A 17711-nucleotide genomic window follows, 5' to 3' on the forward strand; every position below is an offset into this window, starting at 1 on the left:
GGGTGCTATTCGGCCGCGACCTTCTCCAGTCCCAACAGGGGGCGCAGGTAATGCCCGGTATGGCTCTCGGTTACGTCGGCGATAGCTTCAGGCGTGCCGGTAGCGAGGATCCGTCCACCGCCGCTGCCGCCCTCGGGGCCCACATCGATCAGCCAGTCCGCCGTCTTGATGACGTCAAGATTGTGCTCAATCACGACCACGGAATTACCCTGATCCACCAATTCGTGCAGCACTTCCAACAGCTTGCGCACATCCTCAAAATGCAGGCCGGTGGTCGGCTCGTCGAGGATATAGAGCGTCCGGCCCGTGGAGCGTTTGGCCAGTTCCTTCGAGAGCTTCACCCGCTGGGCCTCGCCGCCTGACAGGGTCGTCGCCTGCTGGCCGACCTTGATGTAGCCGAGACCCACCCGAACCAGCGCGTCCATCTTTTCACGGATCGAGGGCACCGCCTGGAAAAACACCTGTGCGTCCTCGACGGTCATATCGAGCACATCGGCGATGCTCTTGCCCTTGAACTTGATCTCCAGCGTCTCGCGATTGTAGCGCGCACCGTGGCAAGTCTCGCAGGTCACATAGACATCGGGGAGGAAGTGCATCTCGATCTTGATGACCCCGTCGCCCTGACAGGCCTCGCAGCGACCGCCTTTGACGTTAAAGCTGAAGCGTCCCGGTTTATAGCCCCGCGCCTTCGATTCCGGCAGCCCCGCGAACCAGTCCCGGATCGGGGTAAAGGCTCCGGTATAAGTGGCGGGGTTCGAGCGCGGCGTGCGTCCGATAGGCCGTTGGTCGATGTCGATGACTTTATCGAGATGCTCCAGCCCCTTGATCGTCTCGCAGGGCGCGGGCGTCTGCCGAGCCCCGTTCAAGCGCATGGACGCGGTCTTGAACAGCGTCTCGATGGTCAGGGTCGATTTGCCACTGCCCGACACGCCCGTCACGCAGACGAATTTCCCAAGAGGGAAATCGACCGTCACATCCTGAAGGTTGTTCCCGTGGGCTTTTACCACGCGGACGGCTTTCTTCTTCCCTTTGCGCCGCTCCGGAGGAACCGCGATCTCACGGCGTCCAGCAAGGTAGTCGCCAGTCACTGAGCCTTCGGTCGCCATGACCTCGGCAGGGGTGCCGGCGGCAATCACCTGCCCGCCATGGACACCCGCCCCGGGACCGATATCAAGCACGTAATCGGCCTCGCGGATCGCTTCCTCATCATGCTCGACCACAATCACTGTATTCCCCTGATCCCTCAGGTTTTTTAGCGTAGTCAGGAGCCGGTCATTGTCGCGCTGATGCAGGCCGATCGAGGGTTCGTCGAGCACATAGAGCACCCCTGTCAGGCCAGAGCCGATCTGGCTTGCCAGACGGATCCGCTGGCTCTCACCACCGGACAAGGTTCCGGCATTGCGCGACAGAGTCAGGTAATCGAGGCCCACATTGTTGAGGAATCCCAGCCGTTCGCGGATCTCTTTGAGAATGGCGCGGGCGATCTCGTTTTTCTGGTTCGACAGGCTTTCCGGCACGGTATCGCACCACTCGGCGGCACGGCGGATGGATTTCTCGACCACCTCGCCAACATGCAGCCCGGCGATCTTGACCGCCAATGCCTCAGGACGCAGACGGTAGCCCCCGCAGGTGCCGCAGGAGCGATTATTCTGGTACCGCTCGAACTCCTCGCGCACCCAGCTCGAATCGGTCTCACGGTAGCGGCGCTCCATGTTCGGGATCACGCCTTCGAATGCACGGGTGATCTCGTAGACACGCCCGCCTTCGTCATAGCGGAACTTAATCTCGTCCTCACCGGAGCCGTAGAGGAAAACGTCCTGCACATTGGCAGGCAAATCCTTCCACTTCGTCGCCGTCGAGAAGCCATAATGCCGCGCCATGGCCTGAATGGTCTGGGTGAAATAGGGCGATTTCCCCTTGCGCCACGCCGCAATGGCCCCGTCGCTGATTTTCAGATTCTGATCCGGAACCACGAGGGCCGGGTCAAAGAACAGCTCAACCCCGAGACCGTCACAGGACGGACAGGCACCGAAAGGCGCGTTGAACGAAAACAGACGCGGCTCGATCTCGGGAATGGTAAAGCCACTGACAGGACATGCAAAATTCTCGGAGAATGTGATCCGCTCGGGGTCGCCCTCTCGCGGCGCCGTTTCGAGAATGGCGATGCCGTCCGCAAGATCCAGCGCGGTGCGGAAGCTGTCAGCCAGCCGGGTCGCCAGCCCTTCGCGGACCACAATCCGGTCGACGACCACATCGATATCGTGACGGTATTTCTTGTCGAGGGTGGGCGGTTCGTCCAATTCATAGAACTCACCATCGACCTTCACCCGCTGAAAGCCCTGCTTGCGCAGTTCGAGAAATTCCTTGCGATACTCGCCCTTTCGATCCCGGACGATGGGCGCCAGCAGATAGCCGCGTGTGCCCTCTTCCAGCGCCATCACCCTGTCCACCATGTCCTGCACCTGCTGCGCTTCGATGGGCAGACCGGTGGCGGGGCTGTAGGGGGTTCCGGCGCGTGCAAAGAGCAGGCGCAGATAGTCGTAGATCTCCGTCACGGTGCCCACGGTCGAGCGGGGGTTTTTCGACGTCGTCTTCTGCTCGATGGAGATGGCAGGCGAAAGACCTGAAATGTGATCGAGGTCAGGCTTTTCCATCATGTCGAGGAACTGCCGCGCGTAAGCGGACAGCGATTCGACGTAGCGCCGCTGGCCTTCTGCATAGATCGTGTCAAAGGCCAGCGACGACTTGCCAGAGCCAGACAGACCCGTGATGACCACCAGCTGATCGCGGGGAATATCCACGTCGATATTCTTGAGATTGTGCTCGCGCGCCCCGCGAACCTCGATCTTTTTCAACTCGGCCATGACCATCCCCATGCAATGGTTCGAAACGCAACGGACACGCGCGCGACGTCACAGCATATGTGAACAAATCATGAAAATGCAACGGGGTTCACCGGATCTTGGCCACCCGAAAGCCCGCTGTATGACTCGCATCGCGGCCAGACACGTACCGTATTCCGCGAGGGACGGAAACACCGGCTATGGAGAAACAGACGGGGCAAACTGTATTTTGCCCCGGTCCGATTGTCGCGGCGCGCAGAACACGCGCCGAAGCAGAGATCAGGCTGCGACCCGCAGCGTTTCCAGCGTCCGACCGTAGCCGCCCGACTGCATGTAATCGAGCTCAGCAGGACGACTCACCCGATCCAACGCCTCGTTGCGGTACGGGAAGCGGCCAAAGGTCCGGATCACCTCGCGATGCGCCCGGGCATGGAGGATGTTGCTCTCGGCCCCGGGCATCCGCGTCAACATCAGGCGAACACACCGATCCTGATCACAGAGATTTTCTGAATGCATCAGCGGGAGGTAGAAAAACTGCCGCTCAGGGCCGGAAATCCGCAGATCCCATTCCTTGGACAAAGCGCATTTCGCCGCCTTCAGCGCCAGCGTATCGCTGGAAAAACTCAGCGAAGATCCCCGATAGATGTTCCGCGGAAACTGGTCTGTGACGATCAGATAGGCCAGAACGCCCTCCGGATCGGTGGTCCAGTGCGTCAGCTCACCCGCAGCACCCGCCTCGACCACTGCCCCAAAGCGGGACCGGATCTCGTCATCCATGGCCGGGTCACTTTTGTACCAGCCTTGCTCTCCGACCTCATTCAGCCAGAAACTCACTACGTCAGAAGGCGTCGTCATAACGCTCCTCCCTACCCCTGTCAGATCAATCATATTTGCAGCTTGTTTAATATTTCTCAATGCTGGCTCTCCGAACCGAAACATTGTTTCACCCCTCATCGGCATCTTGTTGCTCAGCCGCCCATTCCTGACCGGCGGTCAGACCCACGGTGGACAGGTTCGGTGTCACAGCCACGTAGGCCCCGTAATCGTCGGAACTCGGCGCCGCCCGACGGGTCATGCGGTACAGGGCATAAGCGGCGAGCAGGAACTGCAAAGCCCCGACGAAGACCCAGAACCCCGCCGGCCCCATAGCCGACATGATCGCACCGATGATCACCGGACCGGCGATGGCACCGAGGCCGTTCAAAAACACCAGACCACCCGACGCGGCCGCCATATCTTCATATTCGAGGTAGTCCGCCACATAAGAAATAAGCAACGAATAGAGCGGGTTGATCATGCCGCCTGTCAAAAATCCGATCGCCATAAGATTTGACAGGGTTGGCGGTAGGATCACCGCAGCAGCGCTCACCACGCCTCCAAAGAGAGCACAAAAGACGATCAGCAGGCGGCGATCAAACTTATCGGAGAGCCAACCAATCGGGTACTGTAAAAGCAGCCCGCCGGTGAAGATCGCACCGATAAACGTCCCCACCTCAGCGACGCCCAGACCAGCTTGCGTTGCATAGACCGAGGCCATCCCGAACTGCGCAGCGAACATTCCGCCGGTAATGAACATCCCCATGCAACCCAGCGGCGAAGCTTTGTAGAGATCCTTTAGCCCCATGGGCTTTGTCGTCTCGAAAGGCGGAGTCGGACTAATCGACAGGAGAATCGGGCCAAAAGACAGAGACACCAGCACTGACGGGATAACGAACAGGATGAACCCTGACGGGTCGCCGAGGACCAGAAGCGCCTGGGCTGCGACGATACCGCCCATTTGGACGATCATGTAGAGCGACAGCGCCTGACCTCGATTGTCGCTGGTGGTGGCATTGTTGAGCCAGCTTTCGGCGGTCACGTACACGCCTGAGAAGCAGAATCCGATCCCAAGGCGGAGCAGCGTCCAGGCCCACGGCTCAGTGATTGAGGGAAACAGGATCAGGATCGCTGAGATAAAGGACGCCAGCGCCGCAAAGACCCGCACATGGCCCACCCGACGGATCATTTCGGGCGCGAGCCGCGAGCCACCGAGGAAACCGACGAAATAGGCGGACATAATGATCGACAGCTCAAAGGTCCCGAAGCCTTCGAGTTCACCACGGACACCAAGCAATGTGCCTTGCATCCCGTTGCCGACCATCAGCAGGCCGATCCCGAGGAAAAGCGCCCACGCGCTGGCCAGAACCGCGAACATCTCTTATCTCCCAATGATCCCCGGGTCGTACCGGACAACCACGTCCACCGCAGGTCAAAACGCGACACCCGTCATGTCGCGCCCGCGCAGTAGCAGCAAGCCCTCCAAGCCGATAGCATTTTACATTGCGCAAGACGCATAGCTCGGATGCACTCAGCGGGATCCTGCCGGCAATAGCAGCGACGCGTCGCCATAGCTGAAAAAGCGATATCGGCTTTCGATGGCATGGGCGTAGAGCGCCCGGATCTCCTCGACCCCCATCAGGGCCGAGACGAGCATCATCAGCGTGGATTTTGGGAGGTGAAAATTGGTCATCAGCCCATCAGCCAGCTGAAATCGAAACCCGGGGGTGATGAAGATATCTGTATCTCCCCGCCAGGCCTTGATCGCGCCAGGACTGGTCGCCGCGCTCTCGATCAGGCGCAGCGCGGTGGTGCCTACGGGGATAATCCGTCCCCCTGCCGCGCGGGTAGCCATGATCTCGGCAGCAGCGGCCTCGGTGACCTCTCCCCATTCGGCGTGCATCTTGTGCTCGGAGATGTCGTCCACCTTCACCGGCAGGAACGTTCCCGCCCCCACATGCAGCGTCACATGAGTGAACGCGACACCCCGCTGAGCCAGCGCCGCTAACAGCGCGTCGTCGAAATGCAACGAGGCCGTCGGGGCCGCCACTGCACCGGGCGCGCGCGCCCAGACGGTCTGATAGTCTTCCTTGTCTTGCGTATCGGCCGGTCGCTTGGCCGCGATATAGGGCGGCAAGGGCATGGCCCCGGCCTCCGCCAGCGCCGCATCGAAATCATCGCCCACCAGATTGAACCGCAGAAATGCCGCTCCGTCACCGCGCCCTTCCAGCCGGGCCGAAAGCTGGTGAGAGAAAACGATCTCTTCACCGTCGCGCACCCGCTTCAGCGGCTTGATCAATGCCTGCCAAGTGCCATCCGCCCGCGGTTCCAGCAGCGTCGCCTCGATCCGGGCACCGCTGCCACCTTCGCGGTGGCGGAGGCCAGACAGCCGGGCAGGAATAACCTTCGTGTCGTTGAGCACCAGGCGGTCCCCCGGCTGCAGCCACCGGGGCAGATCGATGACCGACGCATCCGTGAGGCGCCCCCCCTCCGACACCAGCATCCGAGCCGAGGATCGGGGCCGTGCGGGGCGCGTCGCAATCAGATCATCCGGCAGGTCAAAATCGAAATCCGAAAGACGCAAGGCGGGGCTCCTGTCATGACCGCAACGGCGGCGGGCTTCTATTACCGCTGAGGCGGCGGGCGGCGAAAAATCTCCCGGAACATGCCGGGAGTGAGGATCGAGAGCGGGTTGGCACCCACCCGGGGCTTTGACACCGGACCGGACAGGGTGAAATTCACCCCAAACAGCCCCTCACCCCGCCGGGTAAAGATCGATCCGATCCGGTTCAACAGATAGATGGGCGAGACGACGCCTTGCAGATCCATTTGCTGGCTCTGCGGATAATAGAGCCCGTCCACCGACAAACCCAGAGAAGCACCGACTGCGGAAGACCGGTACAACGTCACCCGGTCTGGCGCGATTCGAAATTCGGCGCTCACATCCTCAAATGGGATTCCATTGGCATTGAGCTGCTCAAGCAGCCCCACCACAGAGATCGCTGACAAAAGTTCCGCGATCGCGGGGGCGTCACGCAAAACGGGGTTCTTCACTGTCAGAGCCCCATCCCATGTGCCCGCCTGTCCTGTCGGACGCAGAACAAGGCTCAGTTGTCCTCCCTGAACCTGCCGCACCAGCCCGGCATCTCGCAAAAGCGCACCGGCATCGTTGGTGCTGAGCCGCACCGCCGTGCCGCGTGCTTCGCCGTCGAGCTGGCCCTGTACTTGCACGCCTCCATTCACCCGCCCGGAGAAAGCCCCCTTGAGCGCGCGCCCCGCAGCCAAATCGACCCGGGTCTGCCTTAGGGACACCGTATCCGTGAGCACGAGCCGGTCGAGGGACAGACTGATCGGCCCCCGCGCTGCGCCGCTTTCGCCTGCTTCCCCGGACCCGCCGAGATTAGCCCGACGCATATCGACCGAGCCATCCGTCACCGTGATTGCCGGAGGTACGCCCTTTCCCCGCGAAGCGATCCGCACCGCTCCATTGAACCAGCCACCCAGAGCGACCCGGTCGAGCGTCAGGGCCTCAAAGCCACCATTTGAGCCCAGCGTTACTCGCCCCTCCGCGTCCAGTCCCGGCACGTCGAGGGCCATGCGTTGGATCTCGGGCACCCGGCTCAGCACGGCGGCCAGTTCGAACCGGCCCGGCGTGGCGGCGGGCTTCGACCAGCCCAGTGCGCCGATGCTCAGACCGACGCCTTTCAGATCGGACGACAACGCCAGACGCGGGGGCTGGCCCTGCCCCAGATCGATGCCGACCTGTGCCCGGCCCTGTCCTGAAACGAGCCCGTCGGGGAGCGTTACGCCCAGTTCGGCAAGCGCGGCTGGCGTGAGTTGCACGACGCCATCGACCCGGCCTGCCCCGCCGGCACCAAAGCGCTGCTGCCAGCGCCCGTCAAAGGGGATCCCATCCAGCGCCGCCTGCCCGGTCGCAGAAATGGACTGCTTATCGACCTCGACGCGCATGCCCGTGGCAGTCAGCACCCGCCCGGGCACGATCCGATCCGACCGCATGTCGCGGACGGTGCCCTGGACCGCCAATTCCATGTCCTCAAATGTATTGCCACGCTGCACCGGGAATTTCAGCGTCAGCCCCCCGTCGAAGCTGCCGGTGAGCAGATCGGGCGTCCGCTTGATCCGTTCCATAAGTCGTAGGGGTGGCCGGTCGAGCAGGGTTAGCAGCGAGGCCAGGTCCCCCGCCCCCGCCAGCTCCAGCACAGCATCGGAGGGTCGTTTGGCAGTGTCGAGGATGGTAAAGGTGCTCCCTGAGAGATTCAGCGGCGCTTGCCCCTCCTGCTCCATGACGCCGGTATCCACCCGCACGACGAACCGATTATCATGAAGCGTTACATAGCCCGAAGCGTCCGTCACCGGCGGCAGGAAATCCACTGCCTGTGTGCTGGCCTCGCGAAATCCGAAACTTACCTCCGTAAATGGTCTTTGATCCTCCGGGCTCTTTCGGATCGCCAGTGACGCGTCATAGGCTTCGCCGCCCAAGAGCCGGTTTTCCACCCAGCGTCGCGGCCCCTTTCCCACAACCTGCGGCCAGAAGGTCAGCAGCAAGTCCTTAGACAGCCGCGCCGCGTGGAGGTCAAAACCGGCGCGCCACCCCGCCTCCTCGACCGCGACAAGGCCCCGGCCCGAGACCACCGGGACCACACCGCCATCAGGGTCGGGAATGCTCCACTCGCCGACCTCCAGCGAGAACGGATTGAGCCGCAGCCGCAAATCCGCACGGCCTTTGGCAATCTCGACCGTGTCGCTGAACAGCACCTCATCCGAGAGGCGCAGATCACTGGCCTCGATCTGCATGACGATGGCGCCCGGAATTCCCGACGTGCTCACATCGAGCAATTGCCCCGTGCCCTGCAACCGGCCCGCCGCCTTCGGCGCAGCTACCGAGAGTTCGGTCAGTTCGACAAGCTGCCGGGACGGGTCGTAGGACAAATCCAGATGCATGGCGTCAAAGGGCAGTCGCAACCCGCCAGTGACCGGCGCAAACGCCCCGGCGGCCACGGTCAGCTCAGCATCCAGGCGATCGACCCGCCCGTCAGACCCAAGCCGTCCACGCAGAAAGGCCGACACCGGCGCGTCGATCATCTGCAACGCCGACAAAGCGGGGGATTGCAGCGCGATATCGGCGGCCCTGACCCGCTCGGCCCGGGCGCTCAGAGACGCAGACGAGCTGTCCCCCGCCGAATCGAGACGGCCTTCGAACGACCCGAAATTATCGGTGCCGTCGAAAATCTCCGCGTCCAGGGAGAGTGACAAACCACCGCCGACCCGTGTGAGCACCGCCGACCCGTCCACCAGCTGCCAGACCCGCGCGCTGCGGGCGTCATCGAGAACCACCAGCGCACGGTTCATCTCCACCCGCTCGACCTGATCGAGCGGCGCAAGCCCGAACCGGTCTTCGATCGCGTCGATCAGGGCGCCGGGCGTGTCAAAATCGATAGGTCCGCCCCCGCCGCCGAAACGGAGCGCAAACCGTCCATCCCGATCGCGGCGCAGTGTCAGTTGCGGATCGTCCACCCTTAACACCTTGGGGGCAACCCTCCCCGACAGCAGCGCCACCGGGTCCAGCACAACACCAGCAGCCCCCAGTTCCAGCACAGGCGCGCGATCAGGGGTCCGCACGACGATATCTTCGAAGAACAGGCGTGGGCGGGCGTTCCGGTCAATGGTCAGAACGATTCGTCCGAGGGCGATGTCCAGATCGTCGACACGCCTGTCGATATTGCTGGCGATGCGGGTCACGAGAGCGTCCGGCAGGGCCAGTCGAGCGCCAGTGAGCATCATCACCCCGACGCCGAGCGCGGCCAGCAGGACAAACAGCACCAAAAGGCGCAGCACCCATTTCGTGCCCCGCCACACATGTCGTCCCGGTGATGTCCTTTCGGCGTGGCTCATCTGAGCACCATTCCCCTGCGCGTCGCCTCTCCCACGCCCCCCTTAGCTTCCGATCTGCGGCACGCAAAGACCCCGGAGGAGTTGCCATCTGCCGCAAATACCCCAATTTACCCGCGAAACCCTTCGCCAAGGAGCCTTCATATGGACCTCACCGGCCAGACTGCCCCCGACTTTACCCTGCCCCGCGATGGTGGCGAAACCGTGACGCTCTCGACGATTGACGGGCCAGTGGTGCTGTTCTTCTACCCGCGTGCCGACACCCCGGGCTGCACTAAGGAAGCCATCGGCTTTACCGAAGCGGCTCAGGAGTTCGCCAAGGCAGGTGTAACGCTGCTCGGGATCTCCAAGGATCCGGTCGCCAAACAAGAGAAATTCCGCGACAAGCACGGGCTGGGCGTGGCGCTTCTGTCCGACGCCGAAGGCGATGTCTGCGAGCGCTACGGCACCTGGGTGGAGAAAACGATGTATGGCCGCACCTCCATGGGGATCGAGCGCTCGACCTTTCTGATCGGTGCCGACGGAACCGTGCAGCGCGAATGGCGCAAGGTCCGCGTACCCGGACACGTGGAGGCGGTCCTCGAAGCGGTACAAGCCGCCGGATGAAGTCCGAAATACGCCAACTCTATCTGGGGTCCAGCCGACGATCCCGGATATTTCAATTTGCCACACTGATCTTCGATCTGGCCACGGTGGCGTACTTCCTGTTTACCGCAACCAAGCGCCTCGATGAACGGCTGATTGCCATCGACGTCGCCATCGGTGCGGTGATCCTGGCCGATTTTGTCGTCCGCCTCTGGGTCGCGCGGAACAAAAAGCGGTTCCTGTTTTCTTGGATGGCCCTCGCCGACATTGTCGTGATCGCCTCGATGTTTGCTCCGCTGATCACCGGGACCAACCTCGGATTTCTCCGCATCCTCAGGGTCTTGCGGATCGTGCGCAGTTTCCAGATGGTGTGGGAGCTGGACCGGCTGGCGGGCGAGTTCCGGTTGAATTCGCAGGTCTCCGTCGCCGCTGCAAACCTGATCATCTTTATCTTCGTTGTAACATCAGTGGTCTGGGTGTGGGAGCGTGACCACGGCTCGATCGGAATGAGCTACCTCGACGCGCTCTATTTCACCATCGCCACCCTCACCACCACCGGCTACGGCGACATCACGTTGTCAGATCAATTCGGGCGGGTGATCAACATCGTCATCATGGTGTTCGGTGTGGGGTTCTTCCTGAACCTCGTACAGGCCCTCTATCGCCCCAACAAGATCGAAGCCCCCTGCGAAGAATGCGGCTTGCGGCTGCATGACAATGATGCGAGCCACTGCAAGCATTGCGGCAGCATCGTCTACATCGAGACAGAAGGCGACACATGACTCTGAAACCACTGGCAGAAATGGCAACCGAGGTCCTGACGACCGCCGATGCGCGCGACAAGACCACGCTCTCCCGGCAACACGCGGCCTCATGGTTCGCTGCGCGCGCCGACGGGTCCCTGCCCGCGGTCGGGCATGCCTCGCCCCCGGACCGGCCAGCCCGCCCGGCGGAGCCCCAGCTGGTTGATCCTCGCGATGTTCCAAAGCGTAAGCCGGGCACCGAGGCAGGCCGAATCGCAATCCTCCACGCGGTCGCCCATATCGAGCTGAACGCGGTCGATCTCCACTGGGACGTGATCGCAAGATTCGCTCAACATGACATGCCCGCCGGTTTCTATGATGATTGGGTGCGGGCCGCTGACGATGAATCGAAGCATTTCAATCTGGTGTCTGACGAGCTCGAGAAGCTGGGCGCGCACTACGGTGCGCTACCGGCCCACGCGGGCATGTGGCGGGCGGCTGAGGACACCGCGGATGATCTCATGGGACGGCTCGCGGTCGTCCCGATGGTTCTGGAGGCACGCGGGCTGGACGTAACCCCCGGAATGATCGCTCTGTTTGAGAAAGCAGGCGCGGATAGTGCCGTTGCCGCGCTGGAGACCATCTACGCCGAAGAAGTGTCTCACGTGGCCTATGGCTCAAAATGGTTTCATTTTCTTTGCGGTCGGCAAAACATTGATCCGAAACCAACTTTTCATAAACTGGTCCGGAAATATTTTCCCGGTGGCACAAAACCTCCGTTCAACGAAGAAAAGCGCGCCGAAGCGGGGCTGCCGCCTGACTTTTATTGGCCGCTTTCTGAACATACCCAAAAGAATTAGGCGGTATTTCACCGATATGCGCCCCCAAATGGGCAAGATCCCGCCCAAAACGAGGCAGTTCCATCGGGCAATATGCTTAAGGCCGTGGTGCAGCTTGCCTGCAACAAATCTGGCCGATAAGCACGATAAAGCAGCAGGCCACGAGGGCTGAAAAAAGCCCTGAAAACCGGTCGCACAGATGGAGCAAACGCAGTGAATAACGCACGACGCAATGTGTTGAGCGCCGCTATCGAGCGCGCTTTCCCCGAACGCAGGATGTTCCTTCGCTCTGACTCAGAGACACGGTTCGTTCGCCTCTCACCGGTCTCGCAGTTGCTGGCCGTTTCAGGGACTGCGCTATTCGTAGGATGGACGATCGTCGCATCGGCCGTCGTCTTGATGGACTCCATTGGCTCTGGCAACGTCCGCGATCAGGCGGCCCGAGAGCAGCGACTGTATGAGGAACGCCTCAACGAGATGAGCGGCCAGCGTGACGCTGCACTTGCCGAAGCGCGTGCCGCGCGCGATCGGTTCGAGGCAGCACTCGCGCAAGTCAGTGATATGCAGTCTGAGCTCCTGACGTCTGAGAGCAGTCGTGAAGAACTTGAGCTCGGCATGGAAATCGCCCAGTCCAAGCTGAAGCAGGCCATCGTCGAGCGCGATGAGGTGCGCTCTGAAATCGATAAGATGGTCGCGAAGCTTGATGGCGGCGAAGCGGTGGATCTGGATGCTGCGCGCCTCTCTGACTACCGGACCACAATCGCGATGCTTTCGTCCGCTCTCGGCGCAACTGCCGAAGAACGCGATCTGCGCGAAAGCGACGCCATTGAGGCTGAACAATTTGCCGAAGAGATGATCCTGGAGGCGCGTCTGGCAGAGGACCGCAACGACAGGATCTTCAGTCAGCTTGAAGAAGCGCTGTCGATCTCCGTCAGCCCGCTCGACAAGATGTTTCGTAACGCTGGCCTGAACACCGAAAATCTGCTCAGCGCCGTCCGTCGGGGCTATTCTGGCCAGGGCGGCCCGCTAACGCCGATTAACTTCAGCACCAAGGGTGTTGGTCCGACCGATGAGGGTGTACGCGCAAACGGGATCCTCGAAAAGCTCGACCGCATGAACCTGTATCGGATCGCAGCCGAGCGTGCTCCCTTCGCCCTTCCGGTCAAGGACAGCTTCCGGTTTACGTCGGGCTTCGGTCCGCGCTGGGGTCGCATGCATAACGGCACTGACTTCGCCGGGGCCCATGGCACGCCGATCTACTCTACCGCGGATGGAGTGATTACCTTCGCCGGCCGCCAGTCCGGCTACGGCAACATCGTGAAAATCCAGCATGAGTTCGGCATCGAGACGCGCTACGCCCACTTGTCACGCATTCGCGTAAAGGTCGGTCAAAGGGTCTCGCGCGGGGATCGCATTGGTGATATGGGCAACACGGGTCGCTCCACCGGCACGCACCTCCACTACGAAGTGCGCGTGAATGGTCGGGCGGTCAATCCGATGACGTTCATCAAGGCAGCGCGAAATGTTTTCTAAGTCCAAGATCAACGAACCGGCGCCCAAGCAGGGCGCCGAAGACACGAAAAAGCCCGCAGGAGAAAAAAGCGTGAACGTTCAGCGCCCCGCTGCGGAGCCAGCACCTGCACCAAAGGCAAAGCCCCCGGCGTCCGTTTTGTCATCGGATCTGGTGATCAAGGGAAACCTGAAAACAACGGGCGACATCCAGATCGAGGGGAATGTCGAAGGCGACATCCGGGCACATCTGCTGACCATCGGCGAAGGTGCTGTGGTCAAGGGTGAAGTTCTCGCCGATGATGTGGTTGTGAACGGTCGTGTGATCGGCCGGGTCCGTGGTCTGAAGGTGCGTTTGACCTCCACCGCCCGAGTCGAGGGTGACATCATTCACAAGACGATCGCGATCGAATCCGGCGCGCATTTTGAGGGCTCAGTATCTCGCCGGGATGATCCGCTGAACACGACCGGTGCACAGGCCCGCCCGAACGTCTCTCAGCCCGCCGAAGAGACGAAGGGCTGATCTTCATCCCCCCCAGCAGTTCAAAAGGCGCCACGATAACACGCGGCGCCTTTTTTCGTTTCATATCAGGCAACAAGTCCCGGATCCGATAAGAATTTGACGCGGGCCGACAATGATAGTCGCCGCTCGACTTCACTCCTCGGCGTTGGCGTCGGCGCGGGACTTGCCCGCCACGTCCATAGCCAGCGTGGCTGCCATAAAGGCATCAAGATCGCCATTCAGAACACCTTGGGTGTCACTGGTTTCGTGGCCCGTGCGCAGATCCTTCACCATCTGGTAGGGCTGCAGCACGTAAGAGCGGATCTGGTTGCCCCAGCCCGCTTCACCCTTGGCCTCATGAGCTTCGTTGATCGCCGCGTTCCGACGGTCCAACTCCTGCTGATACAGGCGGGATTTCAGCGCCTTCATGGCGATGTCGCGGTTCTGGTGCTGGGATTTCTCGGACGACGTCACCACAATACCCGTTGGAATATGGGTGATCCGTACAGCAGAATCCGTGGTGTTGACGTGCTGTCCTCCAGCACCTGAGGACCGATAGGTGTCGATGCGGATGTCGGACGGGCTCACCTCGATCTCGATATTGTCATCGACCACGGGATACACCCAGACTGAGGAAAAGGACGTATGGCGGCGGGCTGCGCTGTCATAGGGCGAAATACGGACCAGACGGTGCACGCCAGATTCCGATTTCAGCCAGCCATAGGCGTTATGGCCGGTGATCTTATATGAAGCCGACTTGATTCCGGCCTCTTCACCTGCGCTCTCGGATTGCAGCTCGACCTTATAGCCCTTCTTCTCGGCCCAGCGTACATACATGCGCGCCAACATCGACGCCCAGTCGCAGCTCTCGGTGCCACCCGCGCCAGAGTTCACCTCGAGGAAGGTGTCATTGGCGTCCGCTTCCCCGTTTAGAAGTGCCTCGATCTCGGCCGCCCCGGCCTTGGCCCTGAGAGCCGACAGCGCAGCTTCGGCGTCCTTCACGACCTCGTCATCGCCTTCCATCTCGCCCAGCTCGATCAGCTCACGATTGTCGCTGAGGTCCTGCTGCATCCCGTCATGACGCCCCACCGCATCCAACAAAGCCTGACGTTCGCGCATCAGCTTCTGCGCGTTCTCCGGGTCGTCCCAGAGGGTCGGATCCTCGACACGCGCATTGAACTCTTCCATCCGATAGGCTGCTGTCTCGTAATCCATGCGTTGGCGCAAAAGCTCCAGCGACTTCTCGATCGCTTCGATAGTGGATTGGGTCTCAGCACGCATGGAAAAGGTCCTCCGGGTTCAGTCGGAGGACCTATCAACAGCCGTGTGCACGGGCAAGAGCCTCTGTGCTCAGTAGAGACCGCCCGAGCTGAGCGTGCCGAAGCTGGCCTTCTTTTTCGGAATGACAACAGTCTTGCCTGCGGCGTTCTTCACCTTCTGCCGACCGCCCCGACGACGCGCCATCTCATCGACCAACGGGAGGTTGGCACCCATCTTGAAGCCACCATCGATGGCCACTCCGAAGACGGGTTCCTGACCCAGACGGAAGTACTCGGATATGACGTTCGGACCGCTCGCGTTGTCGGGCAGGCGCGCACCGGTCAGGCGGTCGATCTTCATGAATCTGCCGCCAGGCGGCACAGCAAACGGCCCGCCCCCATATTTCTGTACAGCCTGCTGCATGAAGCGGTTGAACACCGGCGCACACATCCCGCCACCGCTGGCATTTCGCCCGAGCGAGCGGGGCTGATCAAAGCCGATATAACACCCTGCGGCAATGTTCGACGTGAAGCCCACGAACCACACATCCTTGGCGTCATTCGTGGTGCCGGTCTTGCCCGCGGCTGGAACGGGCAGGTTCACCTTGCCCTTGGCCGTACCGCGATCCACCACGCCCTTCATCATTGAGGTGATCTGGTAGGCGGTGATCGCATCCATCACGCGCCCACGGTTCGAGACAATGGTGGGCGCGACTCCGGGTGTTAGCGAAGCCACCTGACAGTCACGGCATTCCCGCCGGTCGTGCTTGTAGACAGTGCGCCCGTAGCGGTCCTGCACCCGGTCTACCAGCGTCGGCTCCACGCGTTCACCACCATTTGCAAACATCGAGTAGGCCGCGACCATCTTATAGAGGGTCGTCTCTTCGGACCCGAGCGAGTTGGCGAGGAAGCGGCGCATGTTATCGTAAACTCCGAAGCGCTCCGCGTAATCCGCAACCACATCCATGCCAACTTCCTGAGCCAGACGGACAGTCATCAGGTTCCGCGACTGCTCGATACCGGTGCGCAAGGGCGTCGGCCCGTAGAAGCGATTCGAGTAGTTCTTGGGCCGCCAGAGGCCCTGCGGTGTGTTGATCTCGATTGGCGCGTCGACCACGATCGTCGCGGGGGTAAACCCGCTGTCGAGGGCGGCAGCATACACGAAGGGCTTAAAGGACGATCCCGGCTGGCGGGTGGCCTGTGTGGCGCGGTTGAATACCGAATGCTGGTAAGAGAAGCCGCCCTGCATCGCCAGAACCCGGCCCGTGTTCACGTCCATCGCCATAAAGGCGCCCTCGACCTGCGGAACCTGCCGAAGCGTCCAGCGGATCAGAGACCCGTCGGCATCATTGGTCATGCGGCGCACGTGAACGACATCGCCCACGGTGAAATTATCCGAAAACCCGCCCCGGATCCACGAGATGTCATCGCGCGGGACCGACTGCACGCCCTGTGTCTCGACGCCGACCTCCATGGCCTGATCGCCGATAGACAGCACGACCGCCGGATACCATGTGTTCCCGAGTTCGATATCGCGGGCGACGGTGACATTTGCCAGTGCGGTTTCCCAATCGCCTAACTCTTCGACCGGGATCTCTTTGCCGGTGCCCCGCCAGCGCCCGATGCCCCGGTCGTACTGCTCCAAGGCCTGTTGCAAGGCGAGCGAAGCGACTTTTTGCAACTCAGGGTCAACAGTTGCGCGGACGCTGTAGCCACCTGTAAAGAAACGCTCTTCGCCAAAATCCTCGCTGAGCTGGCGGCGGATCTCATCCGTGAAATAGTCGCGCGGCGGGATCTCCGAGCGGAAGCCCTCGATATCGCCCCCCTGCACGGTCCGCAGCGGCGTGGCCTTGGCGGTCTGGTATTGCTCCGGGGTCAGGAACCCGTTCTCCCGCATCTCGCGCAGCACAAAATCCCGCCGTTCCACGGCGCGTTCCTTGGCCCGCACGGGATGGTAGGTCGACGGAGCCTTGGGCAAGGCCGCGAGATAGGCGGCTTCTTCGGGGGTGAGATCCACCAGCGGCTTGTTGAAGTAGGTCTGCGCGGCCGCAGTCACGCCGTAGCTGTTCTGCCCGAGGAAAATCTCGTTCATGTAAAGTTCGAGGATCTGCTCCTTCGACAGCGTATCCTCCATGCGCGCGGCAAGGATGATTTCCTTAACCTTGCGCTCGGCGCTGCGTGTGCCGTCGAGGAGGAAGTTCTTCATCACCTGCTGCGTGATCGTCGAGGCGCCACGCACCCCCCCGCCCGTCGCCGCATCATAGGCCGCCGACGCGATGCCCCGGAGGTCATAGCCCTGATGGCTGTAGAAGTTCTTATCCTCAGCAGAGATGAAGGCCTGCTTGACCAGATCCGGGATTTCCTCGGACGGGGTGAACAGTCGGCGCTCCTGGGCGAACTCGTCGATGATCCGCCCTTCACGCGAGTAAATCCGGCTGATCGTCGGCGGTGTGTAATTCGCCAGCGACTCCGTATCCGGTAAATCCCGGCCATAGATCCAGAACACGGCGCCAATGCTGAGCCCGACGACAATCGCGCCAAGGGTCAGGGTGGTAAAGATGCCCCCAAAGAAAGCCAGAATGCTGCGGATCACGGACGCCTCGCCTCGAACAGTTCAGATCGCCTGTCTTTACTCCCTTTGCGGCTACAATTCAAAAGCCATCCGTGCATTTTGACGGCTTTTCCGACAACTTAATGTGAAGGTT

At 61.4% G+C, this 17711-nt stretch carries 12 protein-coding genes; 5 read left to right on the forward strand and 7 right to left on the reverse strand.

Annotated elements, in window-relative coordinates; genetic code table 11:
* Window positions 1-5 precede the first annotated feature (5 nt).
* From uvrA to FEV53_RS02675, 5 genes are all read right to left on the reverse strand, one after another.
* Entirely contained in the window at window positions 6-2864 is a 2859-nt protein-coding gene (gene uvrA, locus FEV53_RS02655; protein ID WP_142833273.1) for an excinuclease ABC subunit UvrA, read from the reverse strand.
* Between the two features lie 258 nt (window positions 2865-3122).
* Window positions 3123-3698, reverse strand: a complete 576-nt coding sequence (locus FEV53_RS02660; RefSeq protein ID WP_142833274.1) for a DUF924 family protein — start codon at window positions 3696-3698, stop codon at window positions 3123-3125.
* Between the two features lie 88 nt (window positions 3699-3786).
* The gene (locus tag FEV53_RS02665) at window positions 3787-5037 is read right to left on the reverse strand and encodes an MFS transporter (RefSeq protein ID WP_142833275.1); all 1251 of its coding nucleotides are present in this window, start codon (window positions 5035-5037) and stop codon (window positions 3787-3789) included.
* A 153-nt stretch (window positions 5038-5190) separates the two neighbouring features.
* Window positions 5191-6243, reverse strand: a complete 1053-nt coding sequence (gene queA, locus FEV53_RS02670) for a tRNA preQ1(34) S-adenosylmethionine ribosyltransferase-isomerase QueA (protein ID WP_142833276.1) — start codon at window positions 6241-6243, stop codon at window positions 5191-5193.
* A gap of 41 nt (window positions 6244-6284) precedes the next feature.
* Entirely contained in the window at window positions 6285-9572 is a 3288-nt protein-coding gene (locus FEV53_RS02675) for a YhdP family protein (RefSeq protein WP_142833277.1), read from the reverse strand.
* A gap of 141 nt (window positions 9573-9713) precedes the next feature.
* Here FEV53_RS02675 and FEV53_RS02680 point away from each other — a divergent pair, with 141 nt between their 5' ends.
* The 5 genes from FEV53_RS02680 to FEV53_RS02700 all read left to right on the forward strand — a co-directional run bounded on the left by FEV53_RS02680 (window position 9714) and on the right by FEV53_RS02700 (window position 13768).
* A complete protein-coding gene (locus FEV53_RS02680) occupies window positions 9714-10175 on the forward strand; it encodes a peroxiredoxin (protein ID WP_142833278.1) in 462 nt (153 codons plus the stop codon).
* Complete coding sequence (locus tag FEV53_RS02685) at window positions 10172-10936, forward strand: potassium channel family protein (RefSeq protein WP_142833279.1); 765 nt, start codon at window positions 10172-10174, stop codon at window positions 10934-10936. The genes FEV53_RS02680 and FEV53_RS02685 overlap by 4 nt, the downstream gene beginning before the upstream one ends.
* Entirely contained in the window at window positions 10933-11757 is an 825-nt protein-coding gene (locus tag FEV53_RS02690; RefSeq protein ID WP_142833280.1) for a ferritin-like domain-containing protein, read from the forward strand. The genes FEV53_RS02685 and FEV53_RS02690 overlap by 4 nt, the downstream gene beginning before the upstream one ends.
* A 192-nt stretch (window positions 11758-11949) precedes the next feature.
* Complete coding sequence (locus FEV53_RS02695) at window positions 11950-13269, forward strand: M23 family metallopeptidase (protein ID WP_281283430.1); 1320 nt, start codon at window positions 11950-11952, stop codon at window positions 13267-13269.
* Window positions 13259-13768: a bactofilin family protein gene (locus FEV53_RS02700; protein WP_142833281.1), complete on the forward strand. Its 510-nt coding sequence runs from the start codon at window positions 13259-13261 to the stop codon at window positions 13766-13768. The genes FEV53_RS02695 and FEV53_RS02700 overlap by 11 nt, the downstream gene beginning before the upstream one ends.
* Before the next feature lie 132 nt (window positions 13769-13900).
* Here FEV53_RS02700 and prfB read toward each other — a convergent pair whose 3' ends face one another.
* Window positions 13901-15028: a peptide chain release factor 2 gene (gene prfB / locus FEV53_RS02705; protein WP_142833282.1), complete on the reverse strand. Its 1128-nt coding sequence runs from the start codon at window positions 15026-15028 to the stop codon at window positions 13901-13903.
* A gap of 69 nt (window positions 15029-15097) precedes the next feature.
* Window positions 15098-17599, reverse strand: coding sequence for a penicillin-binding protein 1A (locus FEV53_RS02710; RefSeq protein WP_142833283.1), 2502 nt, complete (start codon window positions 17597-17599; stop codon window positions 15098-15100).
* Window positions 17600-17711 lie beyond the last annotated feature (112 nt).

Source organism: Palleronia caenipelagi, assembly GCF_007004065.1.
In the GTDB taxonomy this organism is placed as follows: Bacteria; Pseudomonadota; Alphaproteobacteria; order Rhodobacterales; family Rhodobacteraceae; genus Palleronia; species Palleronia caenipelagi.

Bases quoted from the DNA above. Each gene is read 5' to 3' on its own strand.
- FEV53_RS02680 (WP_142833278.1), top strand. From the start codon at position 9,714: ATGGACCTCACCGGCCAGACTGCCCCCGACTTTACCCTGCCCCGCGAT.
- FEV53_RS02690 (WP_142833280.1), top strand. From the start codon at position 10,933: ATGACTCTGAAACCACTGGCAGAAATGGCAACCGAGGTCCTGACGACC.
- FEV53_RS02675 (WP_142833277.1), bottom strand. From the start codon at position 9,572: ATGAGCCACGCCGAAAGGACATCACCGGGACGACATGTGTGGCGGGGC.
- FEV53_RS02660 (WP_142833274.1), bottom strand. From the start codon at position 3,698: ATGACGACGCCTTCTGACGTAGTGAGTTTCTGGCTGAATGAGGTCGGA.
- prfB (WP_142833282.1), bottom strand. From the start codon at position 15,028: ATGCGTGCTGAGACCCAATCCACTATCGAAGCGATCGAGAAGTCGCTG.
- FEV53_RS02700 (WP_142833281.1), top strand. From the start codon at position 13,259: ATGTTTTCTAAGTCCAAGATCAACGAACCGGCGCCCAAGCAGGGCGCC.
- uvrA (WP_142833273.1), bottom strand. From the start codon at position 2,864: ATGGCCGAGTTGAAAAAGATCGAGGTTCGCGGGGCGCGCGAGCACAAT.
- FEV53_RS02665 (WP_142833275.1), bottom strand. From the start codon at position 5,037: ATGTTCGCGGTTCTGGCCAGCGCGTGGGCGCTTTTCCTCGGGATCGGC.
- FEV53_RS02685 (WP_142833279.1), top strand. From the start codon at position 10,172: ATGAAGTCCGAAATACGCCAACTCTATCTGGGGTCCAGCCGACGATCC.